We start from the raw sequence: 24,927 nt of genomic DNA, 5'->3' as shown, positions 1-24,927 counted from the left end.
ACCAAAAGTTTGGCTTTATTTGTCTTTTTCAGTGCTGTTAAAAGCAATCACCTCATAAACAATCTGAATAGTACGCTGTTATCAAAAAATGCAGCATATGAAGACCATTTCAGATAGCGCACTTACCGCGGATTCACTAAAGCGTGACGGTGTTTTGGCAAGCCCATGGCAAAATGAAATAAACGTTGAGTTTCAAGAGCGGGTTAGCGCAACCAACCAGATCTGGGGCGTGCTTATTGTAGGCGGCGGTATTACCGGGATAACTACAGCAGTACTGCTACAGGAAGCGGGTTTAAGTTGTGCCGTAGCAGAAGCTCGCCACGTGGGTTTTGGCACCACAGGGGGGACGACTGCCTATATCAATACCATGTTGGACACGTCCTATCACATGCTGGAGAGTGATTTTGGTGCATCGGGAGCAAAGTTGGTCGCCGAAGCGACGCATCAAGGAAGAAACCAACCGCCAGCGAACGTTGACCTGAGGTATCATTTTACAATTATTGTACATTAAGTCTACGATTTGCTACACCGGCTCGCTGGAGTGCGGGCTGCGCTTACGAACAAGTTTGCCTATTGTGGTGAACGGTAGGATTTTTGCGAACGTTTTGCTATAGCCATATGGATGAACATAAACATAGGAAGCGTTGGAAGTGGAAAAAGAAACACAGCATTATTGCAGGTGTGGTGGTGGTGATTATCTTGTTTAGGCTGCTGTTGCCGACGTTTGTGCTACGGTATGCTAACCGGGCACTGGCGAACCTTGACGGCTATTACGGACAGGTTGCAGATATCGATATCGCGCTCTATCGCGGCGCCTATCAGCTTGACCGGCTTTACCTTAATAAAGTTGATTCGGCATCCGGGGAGCAAGCTCGTTTTTTTGCAGTGCAGCGTGTCGATTTGTCCATCGCATGGCATTCGCTGTTTCGAGGGGCGCTCGTGGGTGCGATGACGTTCGACGCACCGGAATTAATCTTCACAAAGGAAAAAGCTGAAATAGATGCCGTAGCAAAGGACACAAACGACTTTCGTCAGCTTCTAAAAAATTTTATGCCACTGCGGGTCGATCGGTTTGAAGTTCACAACGGAAGTATACGCTATACCGATAGCACCGCGTCTCCCATAGTTGATATTTCATTAGAAAAGGCGCACATCGTAGCTGAGAACCTGAAGAACACCAACCGTGAAGGTGAAAAGCTACCATCTACGATTCGGGCAGATGCGCAAGCCTATGGCGGCACGCTCGCCCTCGACATGCGGTTGAATGCATTGGCTGAACAGGCCACGTTCGATCTTACTGCCGAGATAGAGGGGGCTAATTTGCCTGAACTGAATGACTTCTTCATTGCTTATGGACGATTCGACATCAGTAAAGGTACCTTTGGGCTTTATTCTGAATTTGCAGCAGACAGTGGTCGGTACAAAGGGTATGCGAAGCCCATAATCAAAGATTTGGAAGTAGTTGGCCTCGAGGATCGGAACGATAGCTTTTTCCAGCGGGCAAAGGAAGCCGTTGTTGATCTGGTAGGTAGCATCTTGGAGAATCCCGAAGAAGAGCAGGTCGCTACTCGCATTCCGATCGAGGGGAGCTTTGGCCAAACCGATGTATTGGTGTGGGAGGCCATCTGGCAGATACTGAAGAATGCCTTTATTGAAGCGTTAATGCCGAGCATAGATCATGCGATAGACATCAATTCGCCTAAAGAAGTAGAGGGAAGGAAAGGCGTTTTTGATGCCAATTGAGCATCCTCATTCCAACAGACAGGGTATACCCTAGACAGAGGAGGACACGCGTTTGAACGGGAAGATACCAGAGATATGCTTATTGAAATACGCTCCTTTTGACCTCGCCTGCCGCAAACCCATGTACACCGCTTCGGGAACCCCGTAGTAGTTATAAATCGCTCCCGTTTGGAACGTGATTTGTAAACGGCTTGCGTCCTCTTGGTAATCGATGTTCCTGATGACAGTAGACGGCATCTCTTGCTGCGTTTATCATAACAACCCCGTGATGCGGGGCTTGTTTGGTCTTTTTGATCATCGAAACAATTGTTGTGGTCTGATGTTATTTCTTGCACATGGATGATTATCATGAGGATATGGAAAGATTGAAAGATAACGTAGCATTGATCACGGGTTCAGATTCAGGCATCGGGCGGGCCATCGCCATTGCATACGCTGCCGAAGGCGCAAAAGTGGTGGTTACCTACCGCTCTGACGAGGAAGGGGCGAAGCAAACCGTTGCAGATATCAAGGCCAACGGTGGCCAGGCGATCTACCTCCACTTAGACGTGATTGATGAGGCAAGCGTCACACACGTGTTTGCTGAGGCCATCCGGCAATATGGGCAGATCGACATCCTCGTCAACAATGCGGGTGTAAATGGCAATGACGTGCCGGTTGCCGAGATGGATACCGATATGTTTGACCGATGCATCAAAACCAATCTTTATGGTCCCTTTTTTTGTTGTAGGGAGTACCTTCGCAAAAGAAAAAAGAGTTCAGCCGAAGGTAATATCATTTTTATCAGTTCGATCCATGAAGACGTCAACACCGCCGGGAATGCTGATTACAACGCTTCAAAGGCAGGGATTAAAAACTTTAGCCGTAGCCTGGCCTTGGAGCTGGCAGACAAAAACATACGAGTAAATAATATAGCACCGGGCATGATCCTTACTGAAATGAATCAAGAAGCTTTATCGGATGGAGCGGTACGGAAAGCGAAGGAACAGCACATCCCAATGAAGCGGGCAGGCAAGCCGGAAGATGTGGCGCATGTCGCAGTCTTCCTCGCATCACCTGCTAGCGGCTATGTGACCGGGGCCACATATGTCGTGGATGGCGGTTTAATGATTCACCTCGGCCAGGGTGCATAACCTAATACAGATGCAGCACCCCCGGTACCCAAGAATCCCCGCGACATGCTATGCGATTTGCCGCTCAACGCGCGCAACGAAATTGTCGATATCAAACGGTTTTTCAATAAAGTCTTCCGCATCGCAATCGGTCGGCATCCGGCTGAAATGCGCAGATATCATAACGATGGGCGTCTGACGCGTCTCCGAATTGGACCTCAGCCGCTGACATATGTCAATGCCGCTGCCATCGGGTAGCATGATGTCCAATATAAAGAGATCAGGACTGATTTCAGTCAGCGCATTGAGAAAGGCTGTTACCGTATCGAATGAAACGACATCAATTTCATTATCTTCGAGAATATACTCGATCAACTCGCGGATATTTGGGTTATCTTCAAGTACCACAACCTGCTTTTTCATAGAATTTTATCGAATGCTTCACTATCTGGCTGTTTAAATGTGGCAGCGTGAAATAAAATTCACTGCCCTTTCCCGGTTCACTTTTGCAAGCAAGCTCGCCGCTGTGGCTTGTTATGATTTCCTTACTCAAGTAAAGCCCCAGCCCCAACCCGGGCACTTTGGTAGGTGTGCTTTCTACCCGATAAAAGCGGGTGAAGAGCCCTTTCTGTTGCATCTCCGTCATTCCAATCCCTTCATCCCTTACGCTTATTTTAATATACTCGCCTATGTTTGACAAACTTACATACACATTTTTTGACTGTGGAGAATACTTCACTGCGTTATCAAGAAGGTTGATTAACACCTGTTCAATACGCTGCCTATCCGCACAAACCATTGCATCGTTAACAGTGTCGTAGTAATGCATACTACGGTCGGGATACGTGTGCTGGAATGTTTCTAACATGTCAAACAACAACATTTTACAGTCAAACGCTTCCATCTGAAATGGCAGCTTCCCATTCTCCACCCGTGTCACATCTAGCAAGTCCGATACCAATTTATTCAGCTTCACTACTTCTGTGATCGCTTTGTGGATAAATTTTGCAGTGTGTGGATTATTAGCTTTCTTTTGGATGATCTGGAGGAAGCCGCTGATGGAGGTAAGGGGAGTTTTCAGCTCATGACTTGCCAGTCCGATAAATTCGTCTTTCTTTTTATTGAGCGCCTTTACCTCTTCAAAAAGCTTCGAGTTATCCAATGCAATCGCGGCGTGTGACGCAATACTGCTTACCAACTCTTCGTGCCTGTCATCGAATGCGGCCTGCTGCGGGTGCCCAAAAAACAGCTCACCGACCACGGTCCCATTTGATGAAATGACCGGTATTTGTAAGTAGCTGGCCATATTCGCGCGTTGCATAAGGGATATCCGGTAATCTATTGCCAGCGGGCTGGCAGGTTCGCTGCCTATGTTCTTGATATTGATGATGAATGGGGGCGTCATTATGGCCTCATCGTTCCTTGCAGGCCTTAACGATATGCCGTCTACCCACCCTGGCAAGGTTTCATCACCACCTGATACGGTGTATAGCAGGGTGCTGTCTCCATCAGCTGTTTTCGTATCTGTTTCATAAAAGAAGCATCCGAACGCCGCACCTGTTAGCCCGGTGGTCACATCGGCGACATACTGCATGATTTTAGTCACTTCCAGCTTTTCAGCTATTGATCTGCTTATGGAATTGATTGCTTCCAGGTTACTGGCGTACAACCGTATGGCGGTTTCGGCTTTCGCCTGTTTGGTAATATCTCTTGCGATCTTTGATGCACCCACAATACGACCGCTGTTATCTTTTACCGGCGATACCGTCAACGATATGAAAAGCTCTTCGCCATGTTTGTTTATCCTCACGGTTCGAAAATGGTCCACTTTTTTACCGATCCTGATTTGGCTGAGAATATGCGCTTCTTCCTGAATACGTTCATCAGGAATCAGTATAGTTATCGGTTTGCCAAGTACCTCATGTTCGGTATAGCCGAATATTTGTTCCGCTCCTTTGTTCCAGCTTGTGATAACCCCATTGAGGTTTTTGGTAATAATGGCATCATCTGATGATTCGACGACGGAAGAAAGAAAGGCATGCCGGGTTTCGGTTTCGTCTTTGGAGGTGACGTCTACCAGATAAGCGCCCGCTCCTATGACTGTGTTGCCCTCAAAAAAAGGTTTCGGGTATACCAACACTCTCCGCCGGTTGCCATCCGGCTGTTCAATAATCATTTCTTCGCGGTCGATAGCCGTCTTGCTTTTGATTACTTTCGCCATTGGGCATTCCCACCATTCCATGATGGATCCATCCCGGGAATACGATTTCCAAGCTCCACACCAAGTATCTTTGCCGATTGTGGGTTTTCGGCCCCAGAGGTGTGTTGCAGCGCCATTATAATCCGTAATATATCCATCGCCATCGCACGTGTACATAGCGATAGGTGAGTCGTCCGTTAGCCATCTGAGCGACTGACGTTGCATACCTAGTTTGTTAGTCATTTACTTAGCTGCATGTCGTGCGGTTACATGCTTGTCAGGTGGATTCCGATCATCGTTTCATTTGTTATCTACCGGTTCTTGCTGCTTACGCATTTGATTTGCTGCTTTGCTGTCAGACATCAGGCCGCTCATGGCGACCTGAGCCTTATTCTTGAAGCCTGATATAACCATGTCCTTCCCCTCCATAAGTGCTTTGTACCCATCCTTGGCTACCATCACGGGGTCTGCCAAATCTCCGTTTTGGACAATTTTTGCGGCATTCATGTCGGCCTTATTGAAGAAATCCGTGTCTGTAGCGCCCGGCAAAAGCGAGGTGATGGTGACATTCGTGTCGCTGATTTCGTTCCGGACAGCTTCACTAAAAAAGTGAATAAACGCTTTTGTGCCATGGTACACCGCTTGGTAGGGTCCGGGTACCTTGCCGGCAATTGACGAAACGTTGAGGATTCTGCCGGAGTTGCGGGCAACCATGTCTTTCAACACATACTTGGTAAGCACAACACACGCGTTGATATTCAATTGTATAATGGACAATTCGCGGTCCAGATCGGTATCTATGAATTCACCGTATACGCCTTGTCCGGCGTTATTTACGAGGACGTCGAGTTTGATACCTTTCGCTTTTAACGCATCTGCAACCTCGCGGGGCGCTTCGCGATTAACCAGATCCTTTTGGATGGTGATTACTTTTATCGGGTGCAGTTGCGACAATTCGCTGCTTACATCGTCGAGGTCTTGCTGGTTCCTTGCCACGATGACCAGATTATACTCGTCTGCAGCCAGGAGCCTCGCTAATTCTAGCCCGATGCCACTCGTGCCACCGGTTACAAGGGCAAATTTCTCGGTTTCCATTTCTTTTTACTCAATTAGCTCACTTCTTGGTTGTCCGCTTGCGCGTGGTGCCTTTTCTTTTCGCTTTGGGCTCCCCGCTGTCATCCACCAACAGCGCATCTGCAGATCCCGGAGCGCTTGCACCGGCATCGCCACCCGTAGAAGCTGATCCTGCACCGGCATCCATTCCGGTAACTGCTTCTTTCATAGTCTCCACGGCCGGATCAGACTCGGTTGTAATGTCATCAGTGTCTGGCTGCGGTGATAGCTGTTCATTTTTTGCCGGTTCAACGCTGGCGTCGGCATTGATGTCTCTTTCAGCCAATTCAGTAAGGATACTGTCAGCTTTCTTTTCTTCCGCGAGGGACTCCTCCAAAAGTTGAACAGCGTCTTTAAAGCCCAGTGTTTTAGCCAACGTGCTCAGGCTGCCATAAGCGGCAATCTCATAGTGTTCCACTTTTTGCGCAGCGATGACCATTGCAGCGTCCCGATGCGCCGAGCCCTCTTCGGTTTCGTCAATTATTTGCCAGCCCTCGTCAAACAGGCCTTGCATTCCGACGCAAAAAATGGGTTGTGCCCCCATCCCCCTTTGGTAAAAGATCTTCTCAAGCCGGGTCACCTGATCATTTGTCTCCGCTCGGTGGTTTCGGAACGCTGCTTTCAACTCTTCGGTACTTGCGCGTGTTTCCATATTTTCCAATACGTCGCGCAAGTGAAGTTCACACCAGTAAATTTCTTGCAGCATAGTCTGGAAAAATAGCTCTAATCCAGACGGTGTTCCTTTTTCTTGTTGTGCCATGGCTATTAAATTTGGTTATTCTTTTTTTGTTGTCGCCAATATCATTTGGTGATGAGTTAACAATGCTGGTGCGCGTCGGTTTTAATTTTTATTACAGAACTTCTCATTACAGAACTTTTTGTTTAGCCATGATTATACGCGCGAACTGCGCCTGCGCAACATGATAGTGAAGCTGAATGGCTGCACAGCGGCTTCATGCTAAGTTCTCAAGGGCCGGATTGCCGAATGGGTGGGTCAGTCAGGCAGATTCGACGCTAAGGTATCCAGGTGAGATGGGTTGCAGGATATGAACTGCTCTGAGCCTCTTGCCGGGCTGCGGGGAGTATGTATAGAATAGCTTAAGTTGCGTCTTAGTTGGTAAGCCGAAGGGAACGTAGCCGATGTGCGTGTAGTGACCCTAACCCGCTATCCACACACATCGGCTGGTCTTTCACTTACCTTTGGCGTATGGCTTCAGTCTTTTTTTCAGTTGCTGCCTCGCCACATGGATTCGAGTTTTGACTGTGCCTATTGGCATTTCGAATTGTTCAGCAATTTCATGGTATTTATATCCCTCATAATACATCGTAAAGGGTTGGTAATATTCATCTGAAAGTCTTGATAGCGCATGTTCAATATCGTTCATTACGAACTTCCCCTCGGCATCGTTGCGCAGCGCACTTTTGTAGAGATCCGATGACGAAATGGTGTCGGTTTTTACGATAAATGAATTTGTCTTGACTTTCCTGCGATAGTAGTTGATGAACGTGTTTTTTAAAATGGTGTGAAGCCACGCTTGAAGGTTCGTGCCCGCCTTGAACTTATCGTAATATGAAAAAGCCTTCAACATGGTATCTTGCACTAGATCACTTGCGTTTTCCACGTCACGGGTAAAATAACGTGCATAATTGTTTAAAGCGCTTACTTCTTGTACTACCTTGTTACTAAATTCAATCTTATTCATAATCTGACTATTAAAAAGTGTGTTTGCAATTAACTAACGAATGAAAGCTTCTCAAAAAAAAGAACGATTTGAAATAGAACTGAATCCATATGTTGTAAACGTTGTCTCGACAACAGACGGCAAAAGATTGACAAAACGGGCTAAAAATTGTTTTAAATATTTTAAAAAAGTCCATTCTATCTAAGTTGTGGCAGCACAAACTTGCCAAAGTCATCAATGAATACCTCTTGTTCGCGGTTTACATTATGCAAAATAAGGCAATCCACGCCCAGCAACAGGTAGCTCTTCAGCCAATCTACATGCTGCTGGAGGTTGCTCGAGATATTTATTGTTTGCTGTAGGTCTTCCGGCTTGACGAACGCCCCGATGGCATCAAACTGTTCGGGTTTCCACAATTCAGCCAATACATCGCTATCAAAAACATTGGTGCGCCATTGATGAAGGGCGCCGGAGTGCGCCTCCGATTCGCTTCGGGAATAGGATAATTGAACTTTCACATATATCGGCTTATCCTTCCCCCCGCCGTTGCGGAATTGCTCAATCACTTCTTGCAGTTTATCGATCGGCTGATTGATGGTCAGCAGACCTTCGGCCCAACTACCCATCCAGGAAGCCGTTTCTTTGGTTATGGCTGCACCCAAAAGCAGTGGCCGCTCAGGTGGCAGCGTATATAAGCGTGCCTCTTCCACGCAGACATGGCCATGGTGGGTGACTGTCTCACCATCCAATAATTTGCGGATAATATGGAAACATTCCAGCAGCCGCTCATTTCGAACAGCCTTGCCGGGCCATGGTTGCCCGGTAATCCGTTCGTTGACAGCCTCTCCGCTTCCCAGCGCAACCCAGAGCCGTCGGGGAAACAGTTCGGCCAATGTAGCTATAGCCTGTGCCGCTACGGCAGGATGATGACGCGGCCCGGGTGCGCAAATCAGTCCGAAGGGCAAGGCGCTTGCATGCATAGCTGCGCCCAGCCAGGAAAACGCATGGCCACTTTCGCCCTGCCGCTCGGTCCACGGCTGGAAGTGGTCAGAAGAATGGATGGCATCAAAATTAGCTTCCTTAGCCAAGGATACGTAGCGCAGCAATGTAGATGGGCTAAACTGCTCATGAGATGCATGAAAGGCGATCTGACTCATTTCAAGTGTTGTTTTTTATGATAAACCAACTAAAACCGTATGCCGCCAAACTGAGGCTGATATGGCCGTTTGAAAGCGTTGCATCAGCTGCGTGAGCAAGCGGGATGATCCGGGCATCAGATTTAACCGGCAACTTCATTTTTACTTTTGAGATACTTTCTGAAAAATTATGGAAAATGACCAGCCACTGATCAGCCTGTTTATAGCCATAGGCTAATACCGTTTCCTGAGGGCTGTCTAATATCATGAATTCACCGCCCGAGAACATATCACCTTTTTCCTTCCGGAGGTTAACCAACGCTTTGGTTGTGTTCAGATGTGAGGAGGGGTCAGCCTCCTGTGCCTCAACATTGACATGCTCGTAAGCAAACGGGCCCACCCTGATCAATGGATATTTCAATGCCTGAGGCACCACATCGGAGAAACCGGCATTGGGTTGGTCAGACCATTGCATGGCCGTCCGGACACTTCTCCGTTCGGGAAGGTTTAGGTCGTCACCCATTCCGATTTCCTCGCCATACCGGATCACAGGCGTGCCGGGCAAGCTGAAAAGTAGGCTCAAAGCCAATTTCATTTGGCGGTGGTTGTTGCTCAGAATCGGAGCTAGCCTTCTACGAATACCCCTGTTGTAGATTCTCATCGTTGGCTCGGGGGCAAAGCGGTCGAGGACCTGCCCGCGTTCGTCGTCGCTCAGCCGCGAAAGATCAAGCTCGTCGTGATTGCGCAAAAAGGTGAAGTAATGCTCGCCTTCTGTGAGTGGCAGGTGATGTAGCGCGTTAGAAAGCGGTGTGGCCTGCTGTGTAGCCAGCGAGAGAAAGATATAATTGTTGATATAAAAATTAAACAGCGCGGTGAGCCGTCCGTTGAGAAACTCCGGATATTTCTCTGGTTCTATGTCCGCCTCTCCGATCAATATGGCGTCTTCGTTGTGTCTGAGTACTTCGTTTCGCCAAACGTCTAGCAGATCGTAGGGGTCACCTTCATGGCGGGCGTCCCCTTTGTCGCGAAGGATATGCGGAGCAGCATCTATGCGGAATCCATCTATTCCCTTTTCCATCCAAAAGTCGATGATCCTTAGGATTTCTGCTTGCACCCTCGGATTGGTAAGATTTAGATCTGGCTGATGCCGATAAAACGTGTGGTAGAAATAGGCAGATACAGCGGGCTCATATTCCCAGTTGCTTGCTTCTACAGTATCGAACATCACGTCGTCCCGGTCATTTTCGGGCTTCTGCTTTGTCCAGATATAGTAGTCGTAATACATAGAGTCCGGCTGTTCAATTGCTTTTTTAAACCAGGGATGGTCTATGCTCGTATGGTTGACCACAAGATCGAGTATAATTTTGATGTCTTTCCTTTTAGCTTCTTCCACCAGCAACTCGAAGTCTTCCATCGAACCCAAACTTGGGTCGATGTGATAGTAATCGATTACATCGTAGCCATCATCTCGTTCGTGTGAATGATAAAAAGGAGCTATCCAGATGCAATCGACGCCGAGCTGGCTCAAGTAATCAAATTTGGAGAGCAGTCCATTGATATCTCCCCATCCGTCTCGGTTTCCGTCCTTGAAGCTTCGCACGTCAAGCGAGTAGACGATTGCTTTTTTAAACCAATCTGTTTTCTGCATATCGGCTTATCTGCAAAACATGCACCAGCTTCGGTCAGCGGGGGCTTGCGCGGGTAGACCTATCTCGGAATTCACTTTTGTGTACAATCAAGGCCAATAAATAGTACAAGTGCAGGTAATCGTCGTGCCCCTGACGGGAGGGAGAACGCGGCCTGCGACTGGTCGGCTTCTTGCTATAGTTATCGCATGTGTCCCCGTCGTCATGTAGAAAACGTTAAGCACTCCCTGGAGTTGGAGGAGAGGTTAGACCATCAGGTAAAAAGCTGGCAGGTGCAACGGTTTTGCGGCGCGCTGATTATGTTAATTATTGCGTTTACTACACTTGGATTGTTCGGCAGCGGAGTTCTGAGTAGCCAGAAGCAGGAAAAGCAGGGGATTACTGTGCACTATGAAAAGTTTCTGCGGTACGAAAAAGAAATGTCAGTTTCTTGGCATGTAAGGAACCAGCGTGCGGTGCAGGTGTCCGTTCCGCAGCATTACCTCGCGTCTTTTAAGATAGAGAAAATCTTCCCGGAGGCGTACGAAACCCATATTGCCGACGGAGCGATTCGTTATTTGTTCAGGTTAGATGGTCGAGGTGACTTAGCGATTCGGTTTTACTTCAGTCCGCAAAAGGTCGGCAACATTACAGATACATGGCAGGTCAACGACGCTGATTTTAGGCTAGCACATTTCATTTATCCGTAGCATGGAATTATTTCTTCGGGGTGTAGCTGTTTACTTATTTCTTCTGGTGCTTTTCCGGATACTGGGGAAGCGCAGCCTGGCAGAGACCACCACATTCGACTTTGTTTTGTTGTTGATTATCGGCGAAGCCACTCAACAGGCTCTTTTAGGTAATGACTTTTCGGTCACCAACGCCCTGGTGTTGATCACTGTCCTTATGGGGATAGACATCGTATTTGCAAAGCTGAAAGGTAGGTACAAGCCATTGGACAACATATTGGAGGGCGCTCCTTTGATCTTAGTGGATCACGGCAAGCCGTTGAAAAAGCGGATGAAAGAAGCACGGGTAGATTCCGAAGACATTATGGAAGCAGCCCGACTCACTCATGGTCTTGAGCGTATGCATCAGATAAAATATGCAGTTTTGGAGCGTGACGGGCAGATTTCAATCATCCCCGACTCATCGGCATAATGCGCCATCCTTACTACACTACTACTATATTTGTTGTTATACTATGCTATTACCCATTGGAGATGAAAATCACGACCGGAAATCATTCCCGTTCATTAATTATCTGCTGATCGCCATCAACGTTTTCGTGTTTATATTTTTTCAGGGATTCGGGTATAATGTCGAGTTTACCTTTTCCTACGCAACCATCCCCGCAGAGATCCTGACCGGAAGGGATGTCGCTACCGCGAGCCAGCTCATGGTAGACCCGATTTCCGGTGAGTCCTTTGAAATGCCTGGACTACAGCCCACACCCATACCCGTGTTATTGACATTGATCACTGCTATATTTATGCATGGCGGATTAGGCCATTTAGGCGGCAATATGCTATACCTCTGGATATGCGGGGATAACGTCGAAGACAGATTGGGTCATTTAAGGTATCTCATTTTTTATTTGCTATGTGGGGTATTGAGTGGGCTGAGCCATGTGTTTAGCACGGCAATATTGGGACAGAATTTACTCACACCATGTTTGGGGGCGTCAGGCGCTATTTCTGCCGTTCTTGCAGCGTATATGGTGCTCTTCCCCAACAAGCAAATTGTTTTTTGGATGCTTTTTTTCGTGTTTTCTGTTCCGGCTGTGTTGGCCATCGGTTTGTGGTTCCTGTTTCAAGTGAGCAACGGCATCGGTGCATTGGGCGGCCATCAGGCCGGAGGGGTAGCCTATGCAGCACACATCGGCGGGTTCATCGTGGGGCTCGCGTTGGTCAATCGTTTTAAGAAACGGAAGCGCTTTCGCGGTTAAGGTTACGCTCGCTTGCCACCTCCGGTTCTGTCCACTGGTTTCGGGCAAGCCAACAGGTTTTCATAAGTTTTGGCAACGAATTTACTTTCGTGGACAAAGGCGTCAGCAAAACAGTACAGCCCGACACTTTGACGCTGGTTCCTTCAGCACATAGCGTGTACGGAAAGGTTTTTGCCTCAACGTCGCTTATGAAACAGTACCATCAGATCAAAACATATCTGCTCGCTTTTGTACTTGGGCTGTCAGCCATTCCGTTGGTTGGGCAGGAGCTGCCGGTGCCCGATGGCCTCTGGTATAAAAATGCCATTATCTACAATTTAGAAGTCGGCACCTTTAAAGACAGCGACGGCGATGGCATAGGCGACTTTCAAGGCCTTATCCAAAAACTCGGTTACTTGGATAGCCTAGGTGTGGACGTCCTATGGCTGGCCCCATTCACCCCGTCTCCCGGGCATGACGACGGCTACGATGTAACGGACCATTATACGATCAACCCGAAGTACGGCACCATGGATGACTTCCGGCAATTGATCGCTGAAACAAAAAAAAGGAATATTCGGGTGATTTCCGATGTGGTTCTCAACCACACGTCGGATGAACACCCATGGTTCGAAGCTGCCCGGCGCGATTCGCAGTCGCGCTACCGCAAATGGTATGTGTGGGCCGAGGAGCTGCCGGATGATGCAGACAAAGGCATGGTATTCCCCGGTGTTCAACAGGCCACTTGGTCGTATGACTCGGTAGCTGGGCTATACTATTTTCACCGCTTCTATCGGTTCCAGCCCGATTTAAATTACACCAATCCTGAGGTACAGCAGGAGGCGTTTAACATCCTTCGTTTCTGGTTACAGCAGGGGATGGACGGCTATCGCTTGGATGCTGTGCCTTTTATCATTGACATTCCCGAAACCAGCAGTGAAAATCCCGAACGAATGATGCACCTGGTACCTACGATGCGCAATGTGATGCGGGATACAAAACACGACGCGCTAATGCTTGGCGAGGCAAACCTTTCACCCGAAGAGAACAAGGACTATTTCGGTGAAAAAAATGACGGCATGCAAATGATGTTTAATTTTTACGTCAACCAGTTCCTTTTCTACGCACTTGCCACCGAAGATCTCCGGCTGTTCACCAAGGCTATTGAAGACACCAAGGAAAAGCCAAAGACTGCTCAGTGGGCCCATTTCCTGCGAAACCACGACGAAATCGATCTTGACAGGCTGGGGAGAAGGCGCAGGCAGCAGGTTTTTGCCAAATTCGGGCCGGATACTTCCATGCAACTTTATGAACGGGGCATTCGTAGGCGGCTCGCTCCTATGCTCGGCGACTCGGCGCAATTGAGGATGGTATACAGCCTGCTGTACGCGATGCCCGGCACTCCTGTCATCCGCTATGGAGAGGAGATCGGTATGGGTGACGACCTTTCGCTGAAGGAAAGGTTGGCCGTGCGGACACCGATGCAATGGAGCGCTGCACCCCATGGCGGTTTCACCTCCGGCGATTCGGCATTCCGGAGCGTCATCGACAAAGGGCCTTATGGTTATCAGCAACGCAATGTGATGCAACAGCTTTCAGACTCAGCTTCGCTGCTCAACCATATAAAACGACTGATCCGCGTGCGTAAAGCATGTCCCGAAATCGGATTCGGTGATTTCGAAATTATCCGATCATCATCCAAATACATTTTCGCCGTGCGCTACGAGCACGATGGGAAATCGTTGCTGACTATCCACAACTTTTCGGCAACGCCGCAAGAGTTTCGTCTTACAGGCGTACGGCTGGCTGATCAGCCGCTAATGGACCTGATTTCGGGGCAGCCGGTTGGCACTAAAGGCGGCAGGCTGCGCCTGGCGGGTTATGGTTATAGCTGGTGCCGGCTGGAGTAACTGCTGGAGGCGATTGTTGCAGGAGAACTCAATATAACATCATGGACAAAGAAGACATAAAACTCGGCGACTGGCAACGTATTCTCTTCGGCGATGCGCCGGCAATATTTATGGTTGAGGTGTTCTTACGAACGCTGGTAGTGTATTTCGCGTTATTATTGGCCCTGCGCTTCATGGGCAAGCGCATGACCGGGCAGTTATCCGTGGCCGAAATGGCGGTTATGATCACCCTCGGTGCCATTGTTTCTGTACCGATGCAGCTGGCGGATCGGGGTGTTCTATTGGGCTTGCTGGTTTTGGTGTGTGCACTGCTGTTCCATCAGGGTATCAACCTCTGGCAGGTGCACAGCAGACGGGCAGAAAAGATTATCGAAGGCGAGGAGAGCCTATTAGTCAAAGATGGCGTCATTCAAATAAAGTCGCTAGAAAAGAACAGAATTTCACGACAGCAACTATTCGCTGCGTTAAGGGGCAACGGAATCTTCAATCTCGGAGAAGTCAGGAGGGTATACCTGGAAGGTAGCGGGCTGTTTTCTATTTATACGTTCGAAAAGCCGGGTCCGGGTATGTCGACCTTGTACGAAATGGATGAATCCTCGTTTGACCCTGCCAATGGCGATGGAGGCTCGTTTTATGTGTGTGATATGTGTGGCTTTTTGGTCGAGAGGGACGTGAAAAGCGAGTGCATCAAGTGCACCGGCTGTGGTAATACGAGGTGGATCAAGGCAACAAACTGACTATGGAAAAGCAAGATATTCAGCTTTCGGACGTCTCCCGGATCCTTTTCGGGGAGGTTCCGGGTGTATTTTACATTGAGGTGGTTTTCAGGATAGCGGTAATCTATCTGGTGCTAATGATTTCCATGCGCGGCATGGGCAAGCGAATGGCCTCACAGCTAGGTAGGAACGAGATGGCAGCGATGGTGTCGCTGGCAGCAGCGATTGGTGTTCCGCTTCAGGATCCGGCCCGTGGCCTGCTTCCCATCGTCATCATTGCAGTTGTGGTAATTTTTTTCCAGCATGCAATCGCTAAAAAAGCGGCTACTGATCAGCGGTTCGAAAGCATAAGCCAAGGCAATGTCGCGTTGATTGTGTCAGACGGCGTACTGGATCTTAAGCAGCTAGCGCGTAGCCGATTGGCCAAAGGGCGGCTGTTTGCTCAGTTACGTTCTTCACAGATCACCCATTTGGGCATGGTCGAGCGGCTGTTTTTGGAAGCAAACGGCACATTCAGCCTCAAACGCAGTCCCGATCCAAAGGCCGGACTGTCCATCATGCCATCGTGGGATGAAGAGTTTGTGGGAAGCATGAAAATTGACTTTGCGCTTGTAGCTTGTGCGCGTTGCGGAAAAACAGTGACTAAAGACCAGCAACCATTGACTTGCCCCAATTGTCACCAAGCCAATGAGTGGACCAAAGCAGTTCGATAGGTGCACTCAAGTCATTTTCTACTCAAGAGCTTTTTAAGGTGCATTTTGTGTAAGTCTTGGTGGATGAATATCCCAGCTTTGGTCCCAGACGCGATGGCAATAGAGATGGTCCGAAATGATGTGCAGCAATCGCCGGCGGCATAGACGCCAGTGACCGTAGTCCGGTGAAAATCATCTATTTTAATTAATTGGTTTTCAAGCAACTCGCAGCCTGCAGATTCTCCGATTGACGAACGCTGTACAGCAGCCGGATTGACAAAGATATCCTTCACCTCAAAAGAAGTGCCGTCATCAAACGCAACAGCGCGGAGTTGGCCATCATTGTGGCAGAGCGCTGAAATTGATTGTGTCTTGATGGTGATCTGTTGCTTTTGCAACAGTTCATGCTGCTCAGCAAGTACCGGATGTCCGTTGGTGAGCAGCGTCACGTCCTTGTTCCAAGTTTTCAGTAGACCGGCCAGCACAATGTCCTCTTCTGTATGGCCAAACATGCTTACGTGGCGCGCCTGCCGTTCATAGGCATGACAATAAGGGCAGTGAATGATGGATTTTCCCCAGCAGTCAGCAAAACCTGGAATGTCCGGGATAATGTCGGCCATACCTGTGCAAAGCAAAGCTGCTTTTGAAGAATATGTTGCCCCATCAACCGTCTCAATCGATAGCGGATCGCCCTCAGCGATTCGTGATACGGTCTTTGTGTAAAACGAGGCAGATTTGTAGTTCATCACATTTTTTATCGCCTTTGACTTGATTTCCTGTGGACTCAGTCCGTCGTTTGTCAGTATGTTGTAGGCTTTTTCGCTGCTTTTGTTGCACGCATCGTCGTTATCGAAAACTGCAACACTCCGGCCTGACCGTGCCAGCGCGAGGGCGGCAGACAATCCGGCAAAGCTACCACCGATAATGATCACGTCAGCTGATAAGTTGTTAACCATACTCAGGTTGTTTTTATAAATAACACTAGCCCAAGGTCAAAACATTGCCAATGGCATACGTACGGCCGGCTTAAATCATGCTGCTACCGGTTCCAACTAATACAACTGAATAGCGTGCGTTTTGTTGTGAAGCATTGATAGCAAAACACAAATTTTTCGAAAAAACAATTACAACAATTCACTCACTTGAATGTTTTTCCTGTATCACCTCTCAGGTCATACGCATGGAACAGATGAAAGTAGCTGAAGAACGGCTCGTCAAGCTTGATTACGAAGATGCAAATCTTCCCCTCAGCATAAAGGAACTTCGACCAGTGGTCTTCGAAGGAAGTGAAGGTTATTACTGTGTTTTAGGTCCCGATGTCAATAAAGGCATCGTGGGCAGCGGTACGACCATCAAAGCAGCCTTGGCCAGCTGGGAGGATGCGCTGGGGAAGCGCATGAAAAATTTGAAAGAGCATGACGAAGTAGCGCTCTATGCAGCAGATGTGCTGCATGCATCGAATAGGAAAGTCTGGTAGGGTGTTGCTATGGGGTTTTTAGATATACTAGGCATTTTGGCCGGGCTGTTCACGTCATCGTCTATCATTCCTCAAATCACCAAAACGATAAAACGAAAAAAGGCGAATGACGTATCCATATTTATGTTCGTCGTACTCAGCACCGGCAATGCGTTATGGATATATTATGGTGCAGAAAAAAGCGACATGCCGATCATAGCCACCAACCTGTTGGCGCTGGGGCTTAACGTGGTCATGATGGTATTGAAATTCAGGTTCCGAGAAAAAGAAAATGCCGGAACAGGATATAAATACGATAATAATGCAGGCGGAAACATTTGGTAGCTTTGCACTCGTTCGCTCGACATGGTCCGGCGTATTGATCGGAATAGGGGTCATGGCGGCGGTAGACGAAATCGTTTTTCATCAATTGCTTGCGTGGCATCATTTTTATGATGGATCAACATCAGAAATCGGACTGATGACCGACGGCCTCCTCCATGCTGCAGAACTTATTGCCATTGCGGCCGGTCTGACGATGTTATGGAAGCTAAATCAGCGTGGCATGCTAATAAGATCACGGGCGGTAGCCGGACTATTTTTAGGTGCCGGAGGGTTTCAGTTGTTTGACGGCACAATAAACCATAAAGTTTTTCGCTTGCACCAGATTCGCTATGTAGACAATATTTTGCCATATGATATCGCTTGGAATGCCGCAGCGCTGTTGCTGCTTATAGTGGGTATCTATTTGATCAAAGCAAGATGAGTAAGTTAATCATTATGCATCAGCACCACGTTGCAAATGGGATGACTTATGACAGTATTTTGCTGCTGATTGCGCTATCAGCTGTGTCGGTGCTTTACATAAGCGCCGTTAGGCGCCTTAGGAAGGATGGCAGAAACTGGTCGAATTGGCTTACCTCAAGTTTTTTAGCAGGGGTGGGAATGCTGACCATTGCAGCTAGCCCCGTGTTCATGGCTTGGGCCCATCGGGACATTGTAGGTCATATGGCCCAGCACTTGCTGATCGGCATGTATGCGCCGATCTTTCTGGTGATGGGTGCTCCAGTCACCCTGCTATTAAAGGTGTTGCCGACCACTTATGCGAGAAGGTTTATGACCTTTCTAAAAAGCGGGTTCTTCAGAGGGATAAGTCATCCTGCAACCGCAATGCTGTTGAACATCGGGGGAATGTACCTGCTATATTTGACCCCTTTGTATGTGGCCAGTCTCAACGACACGGTTCTTCATTACCTTATTCACGTTCATTTTCTTGCCGCAGGATTCCTGTTCACCTGGGCCATTATCGGGCCTGACCCGGTGCCCCGGCGGCCTACTTTCAACACGCGTGCCTGGGTGCTGTTTTTGAGCATCGCCGCCCATGCCTTCCTGGGCAAGTATATGTACGCCCAGTTGTTACCTCATGGGTCGCCATTCAGCGACGAAGCGATCCGCGGCGCAGCTAAAACAATGTATTACTGGGGGGATCTCTCCGAATTGATCTTGGCGGCATTTTTCTTCGCGAGCATACCCTTGGTGAGCAGTAAGCGAAGAAATTTTTAAATCACGCCAACAATTTCAGGTCTTTACTGTCATCTCAAGAAAGTGTGATGAATTTAGTGACAGGCGCTTCAGCGTCTTGTGCGTAGGCGTAAATACACAGATGGTTAAATAAAATCAACGTTATGCTAGCAATGAATTATCGGGGGCCACGCCGTGTCCGGGTGGATCACAAACCCTATCCAGAAATCCAGCATCCCAACGATGCCATCGTACGGGTGACCCGCTCCTGCATTTGTGGCTCGGATTTACATTTATACCACGGTTTGGTCCCCGATACGCGGGTGGGTACCACGTTTGGCCATGAGTTTATCGGTGTCGTCGAAGAAACGGGACCTTCTGTGCAAAACCTAAAAAAAGGCGACCATGTAATTGTGCCTTTCAATATTGCTTGCGGCACCTGTGCATTCTGCAAGCAGGGGCTGTATGGCAATTGTCATGAATCCAATCCGGAAGCTACTGCCGTGGGTGGGATATTCGGTTATTCGCACACTGCGGGCGGCTATGATGGCGGTCAGGCGGAATACGTTCGAGTGCCTTATGCCGACGTAGGGCCTACTATCATTCCCGCGGATATGGACCCTGATGACGCTGTTATGCTTACGGACGTCGTACCTACAGGGTATCAGGCGGCCGAAATGGGCGGCATCAAAAAAGGGGATACCGTTGTGGTATTCGGTGCCGGACCGGTAGGCATCATGGCAGCTCGATGCGCATGGTTGTTCGGCGCCGGGCGTGTCATCGTCATTGATCACCTCGAGTACCGGCTGGAATTTGCCCGTCAATATGCACCTTGTGAAGCTTATAACTTTCGCTCATTGGAAGACCCAGTATTGTTTCTAAAAAAGGAAACCGGATGGCTGGGTGCTGATGTGTGTATCGACGCTGTTGGTGCCGATGCCGCGGGAAGCGCATTGCACACCATTACGGGAAAGCAACTTATGCTGCAGGCCGGCTCAGCCATTGCACTTCATTGGGCTATCAATTCGGTCAAAAAGGGAGGAATATTGTCTATCGTGGGGATATATGGTCCCACGGGCAATCTTGTGCCCATTGGCAACGTGGTCAACAAGGGGCTTACCATACGTGCCAATCAGGCGTCGGTAAAACGCCTGCTTCCACGGTTGATTAAGCATGTGCAAGACGGTTACATCGATCCGAAAGCACTGATCACCCACCGCGTGCCGCTCGAAGACGCCGCTGACGCTTATCATATCTTTTCTTCAAAGCTAGATAATTGCATTAAGCCAGTACTGATACCGCCATCTGCAAAAAATTAAAAGAAGGAAACCGTCATGGAAAATAACGCATCAAACAACTATGCTCATATCAAAGGGTGGGGCGTCGACGCCGATCCGGAAAACGAGCCAACATATCCTATGAAGCATTATACCGGCGATGACCATCGCAGGCTCAACTGGGAGAGGCCCATGCAGCAATTGGAAAATGTGGAGGTGCTGCACTCCATTGAGCGGCCTACTGTCTCTGCTGTTTTCGGTACGTCGTTTCCGCCATCTGGGCTGAGCGGAGTAATACGCCGAAAGGCATTCAAGTATAGTGAATCTAGTTTTAACCATTGGCTGCCCCTATTGTTGGCCGACAGGATCAACGTCGTAGAAGGCTTTCTGGATGATCTTAGGCGCGGGCACATTCCCAATATTTTTGCCGAAAAAGGGGCTAACGCTGCTTGGAAGCATGACCGCAAAAGGGTCGTTACCAAGCTTATCGTCGGTGCCGTATTGACCGCCGGTATTGCCACAGCGTTGTGGGCAAAAAAGCGCGGTAAATAAGTGGTGGTATCTACCCAGTTATACGCCGAGTATTCGCCTGGTTAGAGTATTCGCCCTAGTTAGGCAGGTCATCTGAACGATTTTCCCAATCGTGCAGGAAGTGATCAAGCGCATCGTCGCTCGTGTCTAACCAATCCATTACGGTCTGATACCATTCTTTAGCCTGCTCAAACACGCTGGCGATGTCGTCGGTCACATAGCGGTGCACGATAAACGTAAACTTGTCAATCTCGCCGTATTTATTTACCCGCTCCCATTCATAGCGGGGACTGATCGTTTTCAGTAACGGATCTTCAGACCGGACCAACTCCAGAATCGTATGAGTAGGAAAGTGGAAAATCACCACTCTTCCTTTCAACGATGTCGCTCCGGGCATTAAGTCTGTCAATAAACTGAAATTGGGAATTTCAAATCTCATCTTCGCCCCTCCTGAATATATATTTCCCTTAAGCTGATCGGACGCGAATGCGCATATCCGGCGCTGTGCTATTTCGGTTTTTTCATCCGCATCCACACGAGCCCACCAACAATCGCTATTGCCGCTAGGGCAGCCACTACCGTTCCAATGCGCCCGGGCATCCTATTGGTTGGCTCCGGCAGTTCGGTAACCCCACGTTTATTCACGCGAGCGGGCGTCTTCACGTATCTGCCACTTGAAGGAACAGCAATTTGCTCGAAATCTTTCACTAAGCGGATAAGCCCTTCTGTAAGCTCATGTCCATGCATCGGTTTACCATGGCCGCTTGCGGCTATCGATGGATTAAGCTCCTGCAGCGATTTCACCGACGCTGCTGCAGATTCCCAATCATAAGTAAAGTATTTCGGTGGGCCTGATAGCTGCATTTTCTGAAAGAGGATGGAAAATACCGACTCCTGGCGTGTCGTGACGAAGGCGTCTCCCACGATGAGAACGCTGTCGGTGTCCCTGAACAGGGATATGTGACCCGGTGCATGTCCGGGCGTGTGCAGGTATCGCCAGCTCAGGAGATGTGGCAGGCTACCGTCCTTATTCAACGCAGTTATGCGACCATTTAAATCGGCCGGCTGGTTAGGATAAAGGAAAGACATCCAGCTCATGAGGCCTCCGCCGGCAAATGGATCGGCCGGTGGATAAGCAGCACGCCCTGTTAGGTATGGCATTTCCATGGGGTGCGCATACACAGAGGTATCCCATATACTAAGGAGGTATGGCAATGCGCCGATATGATCGAAGTGGCCGTGGGTGAGGATAATCGCTGCAGGCGGCTTATCTTCTCCAAACAGCTGCGCCGCAGCTTCCTTGATTTTCCGGCCTGCACCTTTCAGCCCCGCGTCTATCAACACCCATTGGTCGTCCTCTGCCGCCACCAAGTACACGTTTGCAAACAAAATCCGCAGCCGCCATACGCCTGTAGCTACCTGTTCGCACCTTTGGCCGCTGCCGGTCGTCTTTCCGTTAGTTGTGCTTGTCCCTCTTAAATCAATGTGTTCCATCGTCCTCGTTTTTTTTGGTTAACATATGGGTTAACATTTTGTTGTCGGTATGTTACGATGCGATCAATTAATCAAAAACAGATTTTGCTTTTTTGATGGTTTTTTTTAGGTCGATACCTTTTTGTAAAACACCTTTGAATAAGTCACCGGTTTGCTTCAATCGATCAAAGGCATTGTGGATGGTGAAATCGCGCATCTTGAGGCCCGGCTTTACCTCGTCCCACGCCAAGGGCATTGATACGGTCGCCCCCGGCTTCGGTCGCAAGGAATACGGGCCTGCAATTGTTGCCCCCGGCCTGTTCTGCAAAAAATCCAAATACATTTTCCCTTTCCGGCTGCTTACCTTCCTTTCCAAAGTGGTGAAATCCGGTAGCCGTTCATGTACCAGGTTTACTATAATTTTGGCAAAAAGCTGCGATTGGTCGTACGTGTATTTAGCACCTAGCGGGATGTATATATGGATACCCGTTGAGCCGGAAGTCTTTGGATAGCCCGGCACATCGATGTCGTCGAGCACTGCCTTCACTTCCTGAGCAGCCTCGATTACCTGTTCAAAGGTGTTTTTATCGGGGTCGAGATCGATCACACAATAATCGGGCTTATCCGGCGATTGCACACGGCTGAACCAGGGGTTCATTTCAATACAACCCAACGACGCCATCCATAGCAGGGTAGCCTCATCGTCACCGACGAGGTACTCCTTGTGTTCGTCTTCGCTGGTGACGTACGGATAGGTATTGGCCCATTCGGGAGCCTTTCCTTTTACATCTTTCTGGTAAAAGCTCGGACCTTTGATGCCGTTTGGGAAGCGGTTTAGCGACATCGGACGGTCTTTCAGATACGGAAGGATATATTCCGCGATTCGGTGGTAATAGTTGAACATATCCCGTTTTGTAATGCCGTCATCCGGCCAATACACCTTGCTCAGGTTGGTAAACTTGAGCTCCTTGCCGTTTACCTTCCGTGTCTGCGTTTCTTCACGTGGGTTCAGCAGCGTTCGTCGTTCGCGTTTGGCAGGTTTTGTGGCGGTGTTTACGGTGTCGTTGTCAGCTTTTGATACGGCTGCTTCGGTATCCACAGCGCTTTCCATCACCACCTCATCGGCGTCTTTGTCCTCGCGCAGGCCCTTGAAAGACGCCTGCCGGAATAGCCCCTCGCTGGTTACTTCCGCATAGTTGACTTCGCAGACCAGTTTCGGTTTCAGCCAGGTGGGTGTTGCGCCGAGGCGCTGCGGGCGGAATCGGGACGGTTTGTCTACGTCCGGCTCGACGTCGAACGGGCTTTTCTTGGTAATCAGCGGTTTGAACCGCTTCATCAATTCCTGTTGTTCCTTGTCTGAAAAACCGGTGCCCACCTTTCCGGCATAACGCAAGCGGTCACCTTCATACACTCCCAGAATAAGGGCGCTGAACAGTTTGGAAGTGCCCTCGTTTCGGGTAAATCCAGCAATCACAACCTCTTGGCGACGCTGCACCTTTATCTTCAGCCATTCTTTAGATCGCATGTCGGACGTATACGTGCTGTCGCTTTTTTTGGCTATAATACCTTCCAAGCCTACCTGCTCGGCGGCATCGAAGAAGTCGATCCCCCTTGCAGCAAATATCTTGCTTTGCCTGATGCGGTCGTCGTCGGTCGGCAGGATGTCTTGCAAAATCGCCTGCCGTTCCAGCAATGTCAGGCCCATCAGGTCTTTACCCTCGTACCATAAAATGTCGAAAACGTAATAGGCGAGGTTGCCGTCGGCTTCGCTCCGCCAGTTTTGCAGGGCGCCGAAATCGGACAGCCCCTTGTTGTCGAGCACCACAATCTCCCCGTCGATGACGGCGTTGATATGCCATTGTTTGAGCAGATCGACGATCGGATAGTACTTTTCGAAAGGAATGTTGTTGCGAGAAATTAGCTTGACACCTGATTTACCGATATTGGCGATCGCCCGGTATCCATCCCACTTTACTTCGTACAGCCAATCGGGGTCGTCAAACGGCTCGTCTATGAGCGTCGCTTTCATCGGTTTGATATTACGCGGCACGGGCGATTTCGGAGCTTTTTTTAGCACGGCGGCTACGTCGATCTTCCCGGGTTCCTCCGTTTCGGTTACGTCGTCAACAAGATGTTCCTCAGCATCCTTGCCGTTACCCTTTTTTGTGCGCTTCCCTAGCTTTTTGACTTCTTCTTCACGTCCGTTTCGCCATACCTTATTTCCGCTCTTTTCAATTTGCGCAATCGTCTTGTCCGAAAGCACGGATTTGGCTTTTTTAGTGATATCGGTTTTACTGGCGTATTCGTCGTTGTGCTTTATCAGCAACCAGCCATTTTCACCCATACCGCTGGTTTTTACCAATGCGTACTCTCCGTGCAGCTTTTGACCGTGCAGCCGGATTTTCAAAGAGCCTTTGTCGAGCTGCTCAAGCAGGTGTTTTTCCTGTGCTTTTTTGGTTTTAAACGTTTCGACAGGCTCATAGGTGCCTTCGTCCCATACGATCACCGTGCCGCCTCCGTATTCACCTTGGGGAATTATTCCCTCAAAGAGCCGGTAGTCCATCGGGTGGTCTTCGACCATCATGGCGAGGCGCTTGGTTTGAGGATCGGTTGAAGGGCCCTTGGGTACGGCCCAACTTTTAAGGACACCGCCCATTTCAAGACGGAAATCATAGTGCAGTCGCGAGGCATCATGCTTCTGTACTACAAAGGTCAACCGTTTGTTATCAGGGCTCTTACCGGATTTTGGTTCGTTTGTCTTTTTGAAGTCCCTTTTTTGGCGGTATTGCGCAAGTGTCATAACGTAGTGGCGT

At 49.0% G+C, this 24,927-nt stretch carries 27 protein-coding genes; 15 read left to right on the top strand and 12 right to left on the bottom strand.

All coding sequences use genetic code 11. The features are described 5' to 3' along the window. Positions 1–97 precede the first annotated feature (97 nt). Complete coding sequence (locus ACFOET_RS20400; RefSeq protein ID WP_379026187.1) at positions 98–511, top strand: FAD-dependent oxidoreductase; 414 nt, start codon at positions 98–100, stop codon at positions 509–511. Positions 512–618: 107 nt separating this feature from the next. Further along, positions 619–1,743: a DUF748 domain-containing protein gene (locus tag ACFOET_RS20395; RefSeq protein WP_379026185.1), complete on the top strand. Its 1,125-nt coding sequence runs from the start codon at positions 619–621 to the stop codon at positions 1,741–1,743. Between the two features lie 30 nt (positions 1,744–1,773). On the opposite strand, the gene ACFOET_RS20390 is transcribed toward ACFOET_RS20395, so the two are convergent. Continuing rightward, positions 1,774–1,980, bottom strand: coding sequence for a KTSC domain-containing protein (locus tag ACFOET_RS20390; RefSeq protein ID WP_379026183.1), 207 nt, complete (start codon positions 1,978–1,980; stop codon positions 1,774–1,776). A gap of 119 nt (positions 1,981–2,099) precedes the next feature. Here ACFOET_RS20390 and ACFOET_RS20385 point away from each other — a divergent pair, with 119 nt between their 5' ends. Next, entirely contained in the window at positions 2,100–2,876 is a 777-nt protein-coding gene (locus ACFOET_RS20385) for an SDR family NAD(P)-dependent oxidoreductase (protein ID WP_379026181.1), read from the top strand. A gap of 48 nt (positions 2,877–2,924) precedes the next feature. Here the strand turns inward: ACFOET_RS20385 and ACFOET_RS20380 are convergent, their stop codons facing one another. The 7 genes from ACFOET_RS20380 to ACFOET_RS20350 form a co-directional block, all read right to left on the bottom strand. Continuing rightward, entirely contained in the window at positions 2,925–3,278 is a 354-nt protein-coding gene (locus ACFOET_RS20380) for a response regulator transcription factor (protein ID WP_379026179.1), read from the bottom strand. After that, entirely contained in the window at positions 3,253–5,298 is a 2,046-nt protein-coding gene (locus tag ACFOET_RS20375; protein ID WP_379026177.1) for a PAS domain S-box protein, read from the bottom strand. The genes ACFOET_RS20380 and ACFOET_RS20375 overlap by 26 nt, the downstream gene beginning before the upstream one ends. Before the next feature lie 57 nt (positions 5,299–5,355). After that, positions 5,356–6,150: an SDR family NAD(P)-dependent oxidoreductase gene (locus tag ACFOET_RS20370; protein ID WP_379026175.1), complete on the bottom strand. Its 795-nt coding sequence runs from the start codon at positions 6,148–6,150 to the stop codon at positions 5,356–5,358. 19 nt (positions 6,151–6,169) lie between these two features. Then, positions 6,170–6,928, bottom strand: a complete 759-nt coding sequence (locus tag ACFOET_RS20365; RefSeq protein ID WP_379026173.1) for a YciE/YciF ferroxidase family protein — start codon at positions 6,926–6,928, stop codon at positions 6,170–6,172. Between the two features lie 430 nt (positions 6,929–7,358). Continuing rightward, entirely contained in the window at positions 7,359–7,871 is a 513-nt protein-coding gene (locus ACFOET_RS20360; protein WP_379026171.1) for an RNA polymerase sigma factor, read from the bottom strand. Between the two features lie 176 nt (positions 7,872–8,047). Continuing rightward, positions 8,048–9,007 (bottom strand): TIGR03885 family FMN-dependent LLM class oxidoreductase, encoded by a 960-nt coding sequence (locus ACFOET_RS20355; protein WP_379026169.1) that lies wholly within the window; start codon positions 9,005–9,007, stop codon positions 8,048–8,050. 1 nt (position 9,008) lies between these two features. Further along, positions 9,009–10,634, bottom strand: coding sequence for an alpha-amylase family protein (locus ACFOET_RS20350; protein ID WP_379026167.1), 1,626 nt, complete (start codon positions 10,632–10,634; stop codon positions 9,009–9,011). A gap of 231 nt (positions 10,635–10,865) precedes the next feature. On the opposite strand from ACFOET_RS20350, the gene ACFOET_RS20345 reads away from it, so the two are divergent. The 6 genes from ACFOET_RS20345 to ACFOET_RS20320 all read left to right on the top strand — a co-directional run bounded on the left by ACFOET_RS20345 (position 10,866) and on the right by ACFOET_RS20320 (position 15,877). Then, positions 10,866–11,321 carry a hypothetical protein gene (locus tag ACFOET_RS20345; RefSeq protein ID WP_379026165.1) on the top strand — a complete coding sequence of 152 codons (456 nt, stop codon included), beginning with the start codon at positions 10,866–10,868 and terminating at the stop codon, positions 11,319–11,321. A gap of 1 nt (position 11,322) precedes the next feature. Further along, positions 11,323–11,772 (top strand): DUF421 domain-containing protein, encoded by a 450-nt coding sequence (locus tag ACFOET_RS20340; protein WP_379026163.1) that lies wholly within the window; start codon positions 11,323–11,325, stop codon positions 11,770–11,772. A 43-nt stretch (positions 11,773–11,815) separates the two neighbouring features. Further along, the gene (locus ACFOET_RS20335; RefSeq protein ID WP_379026161.1) at positions 11,816–12,559 is read left to right on the top strand and encodes a rhomboid family intramembrane serine protease; all 744 of its coding nucleotides are present in this window, start codon (positions 11,816–11,818) and stop codon (positions 12,557–12,559) included. A gap of 188 nt (positions 12,560–12,747) precedes the next feature. After that, positions 12,748–14,448 carry an alpha-amylase family protein gene (locus ACFOET_RS20330; RefSeq protein WP_379026159.1) on the top strand — a complete coding sequence of 567 codons (1,701 nt, stop codon included), beginning with the start codon at positions 12,748–12,750 and terminating at the stop codon, positions 14,446–14,448. A gap of 41 nt (positions 14,449–14,489) precedes the next feature. Next, the gene (locus ACFOET_RS20325; protein WP_379026157.1) at positions 14,490–15,185 is read left to right on the top strand and encodes a DUF421 domain-containing protein; all 696 of its coding nucleotides are present in this window, start codon (positions 14,490–14,492) and stop codon (positions 15,183–15,185) included. 2 nt (positions 15,186–15,187) lie between these two features. After that, entirely contained in the window at positions 15,188–15,877 is a 690-nt protein-coding gene (locus ACFOET_RS20320; protein ID WP_379026156.1) for a DUF421 domain-containing protein, read from the top strand. A gap of 11 nt (positions 15,878–15,888) precedes the next feature. On the opposite strand, the gene ACFOET_RS20315 is transcribed toward ACFOET_RS20320, so the two are convergent. Then, a complete protein-coding gene (locus tag ACFOET_RS20315; protein WP_379026154.1) occupies positions 15,889–16,812 on the bottom strand; it encodes an NAD(P)/FAD-dependent oxidoreductase in 924 nt (307 codons plus the stop codon). Positions 16,813–17,036: 224 nt separating this feature from the next. On the opposite strand from ACFOET_RS20315, the gene ACFOET_RS20310 reads away from it, so the two are divergent. The 6 genes from ACFOET_RS20310 to ACFOET_RS20285 all read left to right on the top strand — a co-directional run bounded on the left by ACFOET_RS20310 (position 17,037) and on the right by ACFOET_RS20285 (position 20,662). After that, positions 17,037–17,333 carry a hypothetical protein gene (locus ACFOET_RS20310; RefSeq protein ID WP_379026152.1) on the top strand — a complete coding sequence of 99 codons (297 nt, stop codon included), beginning with the start codon at positions 17,037–17,039 and terminating at the stop codon, positions 17,331–17,333. A 9-nt stretch (positions 17,334–17,342) separates the two neighbouring features. Next, on the top strand, positions 17,343–17,657 hold the full coding sequence (locus ACFOET_RS20305) for a SemiSWEET family sugar transporter (protein ID WP_379026150.1): 315 nt from the start codon (positions 17,343–17,345) through the stop codon (positions 17,655–17,657). Continuing rightward, a complete protein-coding gene (locus ACFOET_RS20300) occupies positions 17,635–18,078 on the top strand; it encodes a DUF2243 domain-containing protein (protein WP_379026148.1) in 444 nt (147 codons plus the stop codon). The genes ACFOET_RS20305 and ACFOET_RS20300 overlap by 23 nt, the downstream gene beginning before the upstream one ends. Further along, the gene (locus ACFOET_RS20295; RefSeq protein WP_379026146.1) at positions 18,075–18,875 is read left to right on the top strand and encodes a cytochrome c oxidase assembly protein; all 801 of its coding nucleotides are present in this window, start codon (positions 18,075–18,077) and stop codon (positions 18,873–18,875) included. Before ACFOET_RS20300 ends, ACFOET_RS20295 begins: the two co-directional genes overlap by 4 nt. Positions 18,876–18,997: 122 nt before the next feature. Then, a complete protein-coding gene (locus tag ACFOET_RS20290; RefSeq protein WP_379026144.1) occupies positions 18,998–20,152 on the top strand; it encodes a zinc-dependent alcohol dehydrogenase in 1,155 nt (384 codons plus the stop codon). 15 nt (positions 20,153–20,167) lie between these two features. After that, a complete protein-coding gene (locus ACFOET_RS20285; protein WP_379026142.1) occupies positions 20,168–20,662 on the top strand; it encodes a hypothetical protein in 495 nt (164 codons plus the stop codon). A gap of 55 nt (positions 20,663–20,717) precedes the next feature. Here ACFOET_RS20285 and ACFOET_RS20280 read toward each other — a convergent pair whose 3' ends face one another. The 3 genes from ACFOET_RS20280 to ligD form a co-directional block, all read right to left on the bottom strand. Next, positions 20,718–21,080 carry a hypothetical protein gene (locus tag ACFOET_RS20280; RefSeq protein WP_379026141.1) on the bottom strand — a complete coding sequence of 121 codons (363 nt, stop codon included), beginning with the start codon at positions 21,078–21,080 and terminating at the stop codon, positions 20,718–20,720. A gap of 68 nt (positions 21,081–21,148) precedes the next feature. Next, on the bottom strand, positions 21,149–22,135 hold the full coding sequence (locus tag ACFOET_RS20275; RefSeq protein ID WP_379026139.1) for an MBL fold metallo-hydrolase: 987 nt from the start codon (positions 22,133–22,135) through the stop codon (positions 21,149–21,151). A gap of 67 nt (positions 22,136–22,202) precedes the next feature. Further along, positions 22,203–24,914 (bottom strand): DNA ligase D, encoded by a 2,712-nt coding sequence (ligD, locus tag ACFOET_RS20270; RefSeq protein WP_379026137.1) that lies wholly within the window; start codon positions 24,912–24,914, stop codon positions 22,203–22,205. Positions 24,915–24,927 lie beyond the last annotated feature (13 nt).

It is taken from the genome of Parapedobacter deserti (genome assembly GCF_042646065.1).
Taxonomy (GTDB): Bacteria; Bacteroidota; Bacteroidia; order Sphingobacteriales; family Sphingobacteriaceae; genus Parapedobacter; species Parapedobacter deserti.
The sequence above is the reverse complement of the archived record's forward strand: the minus strand, read 5'-3'. Positions and strand labels throughout refer to the sequence as shown.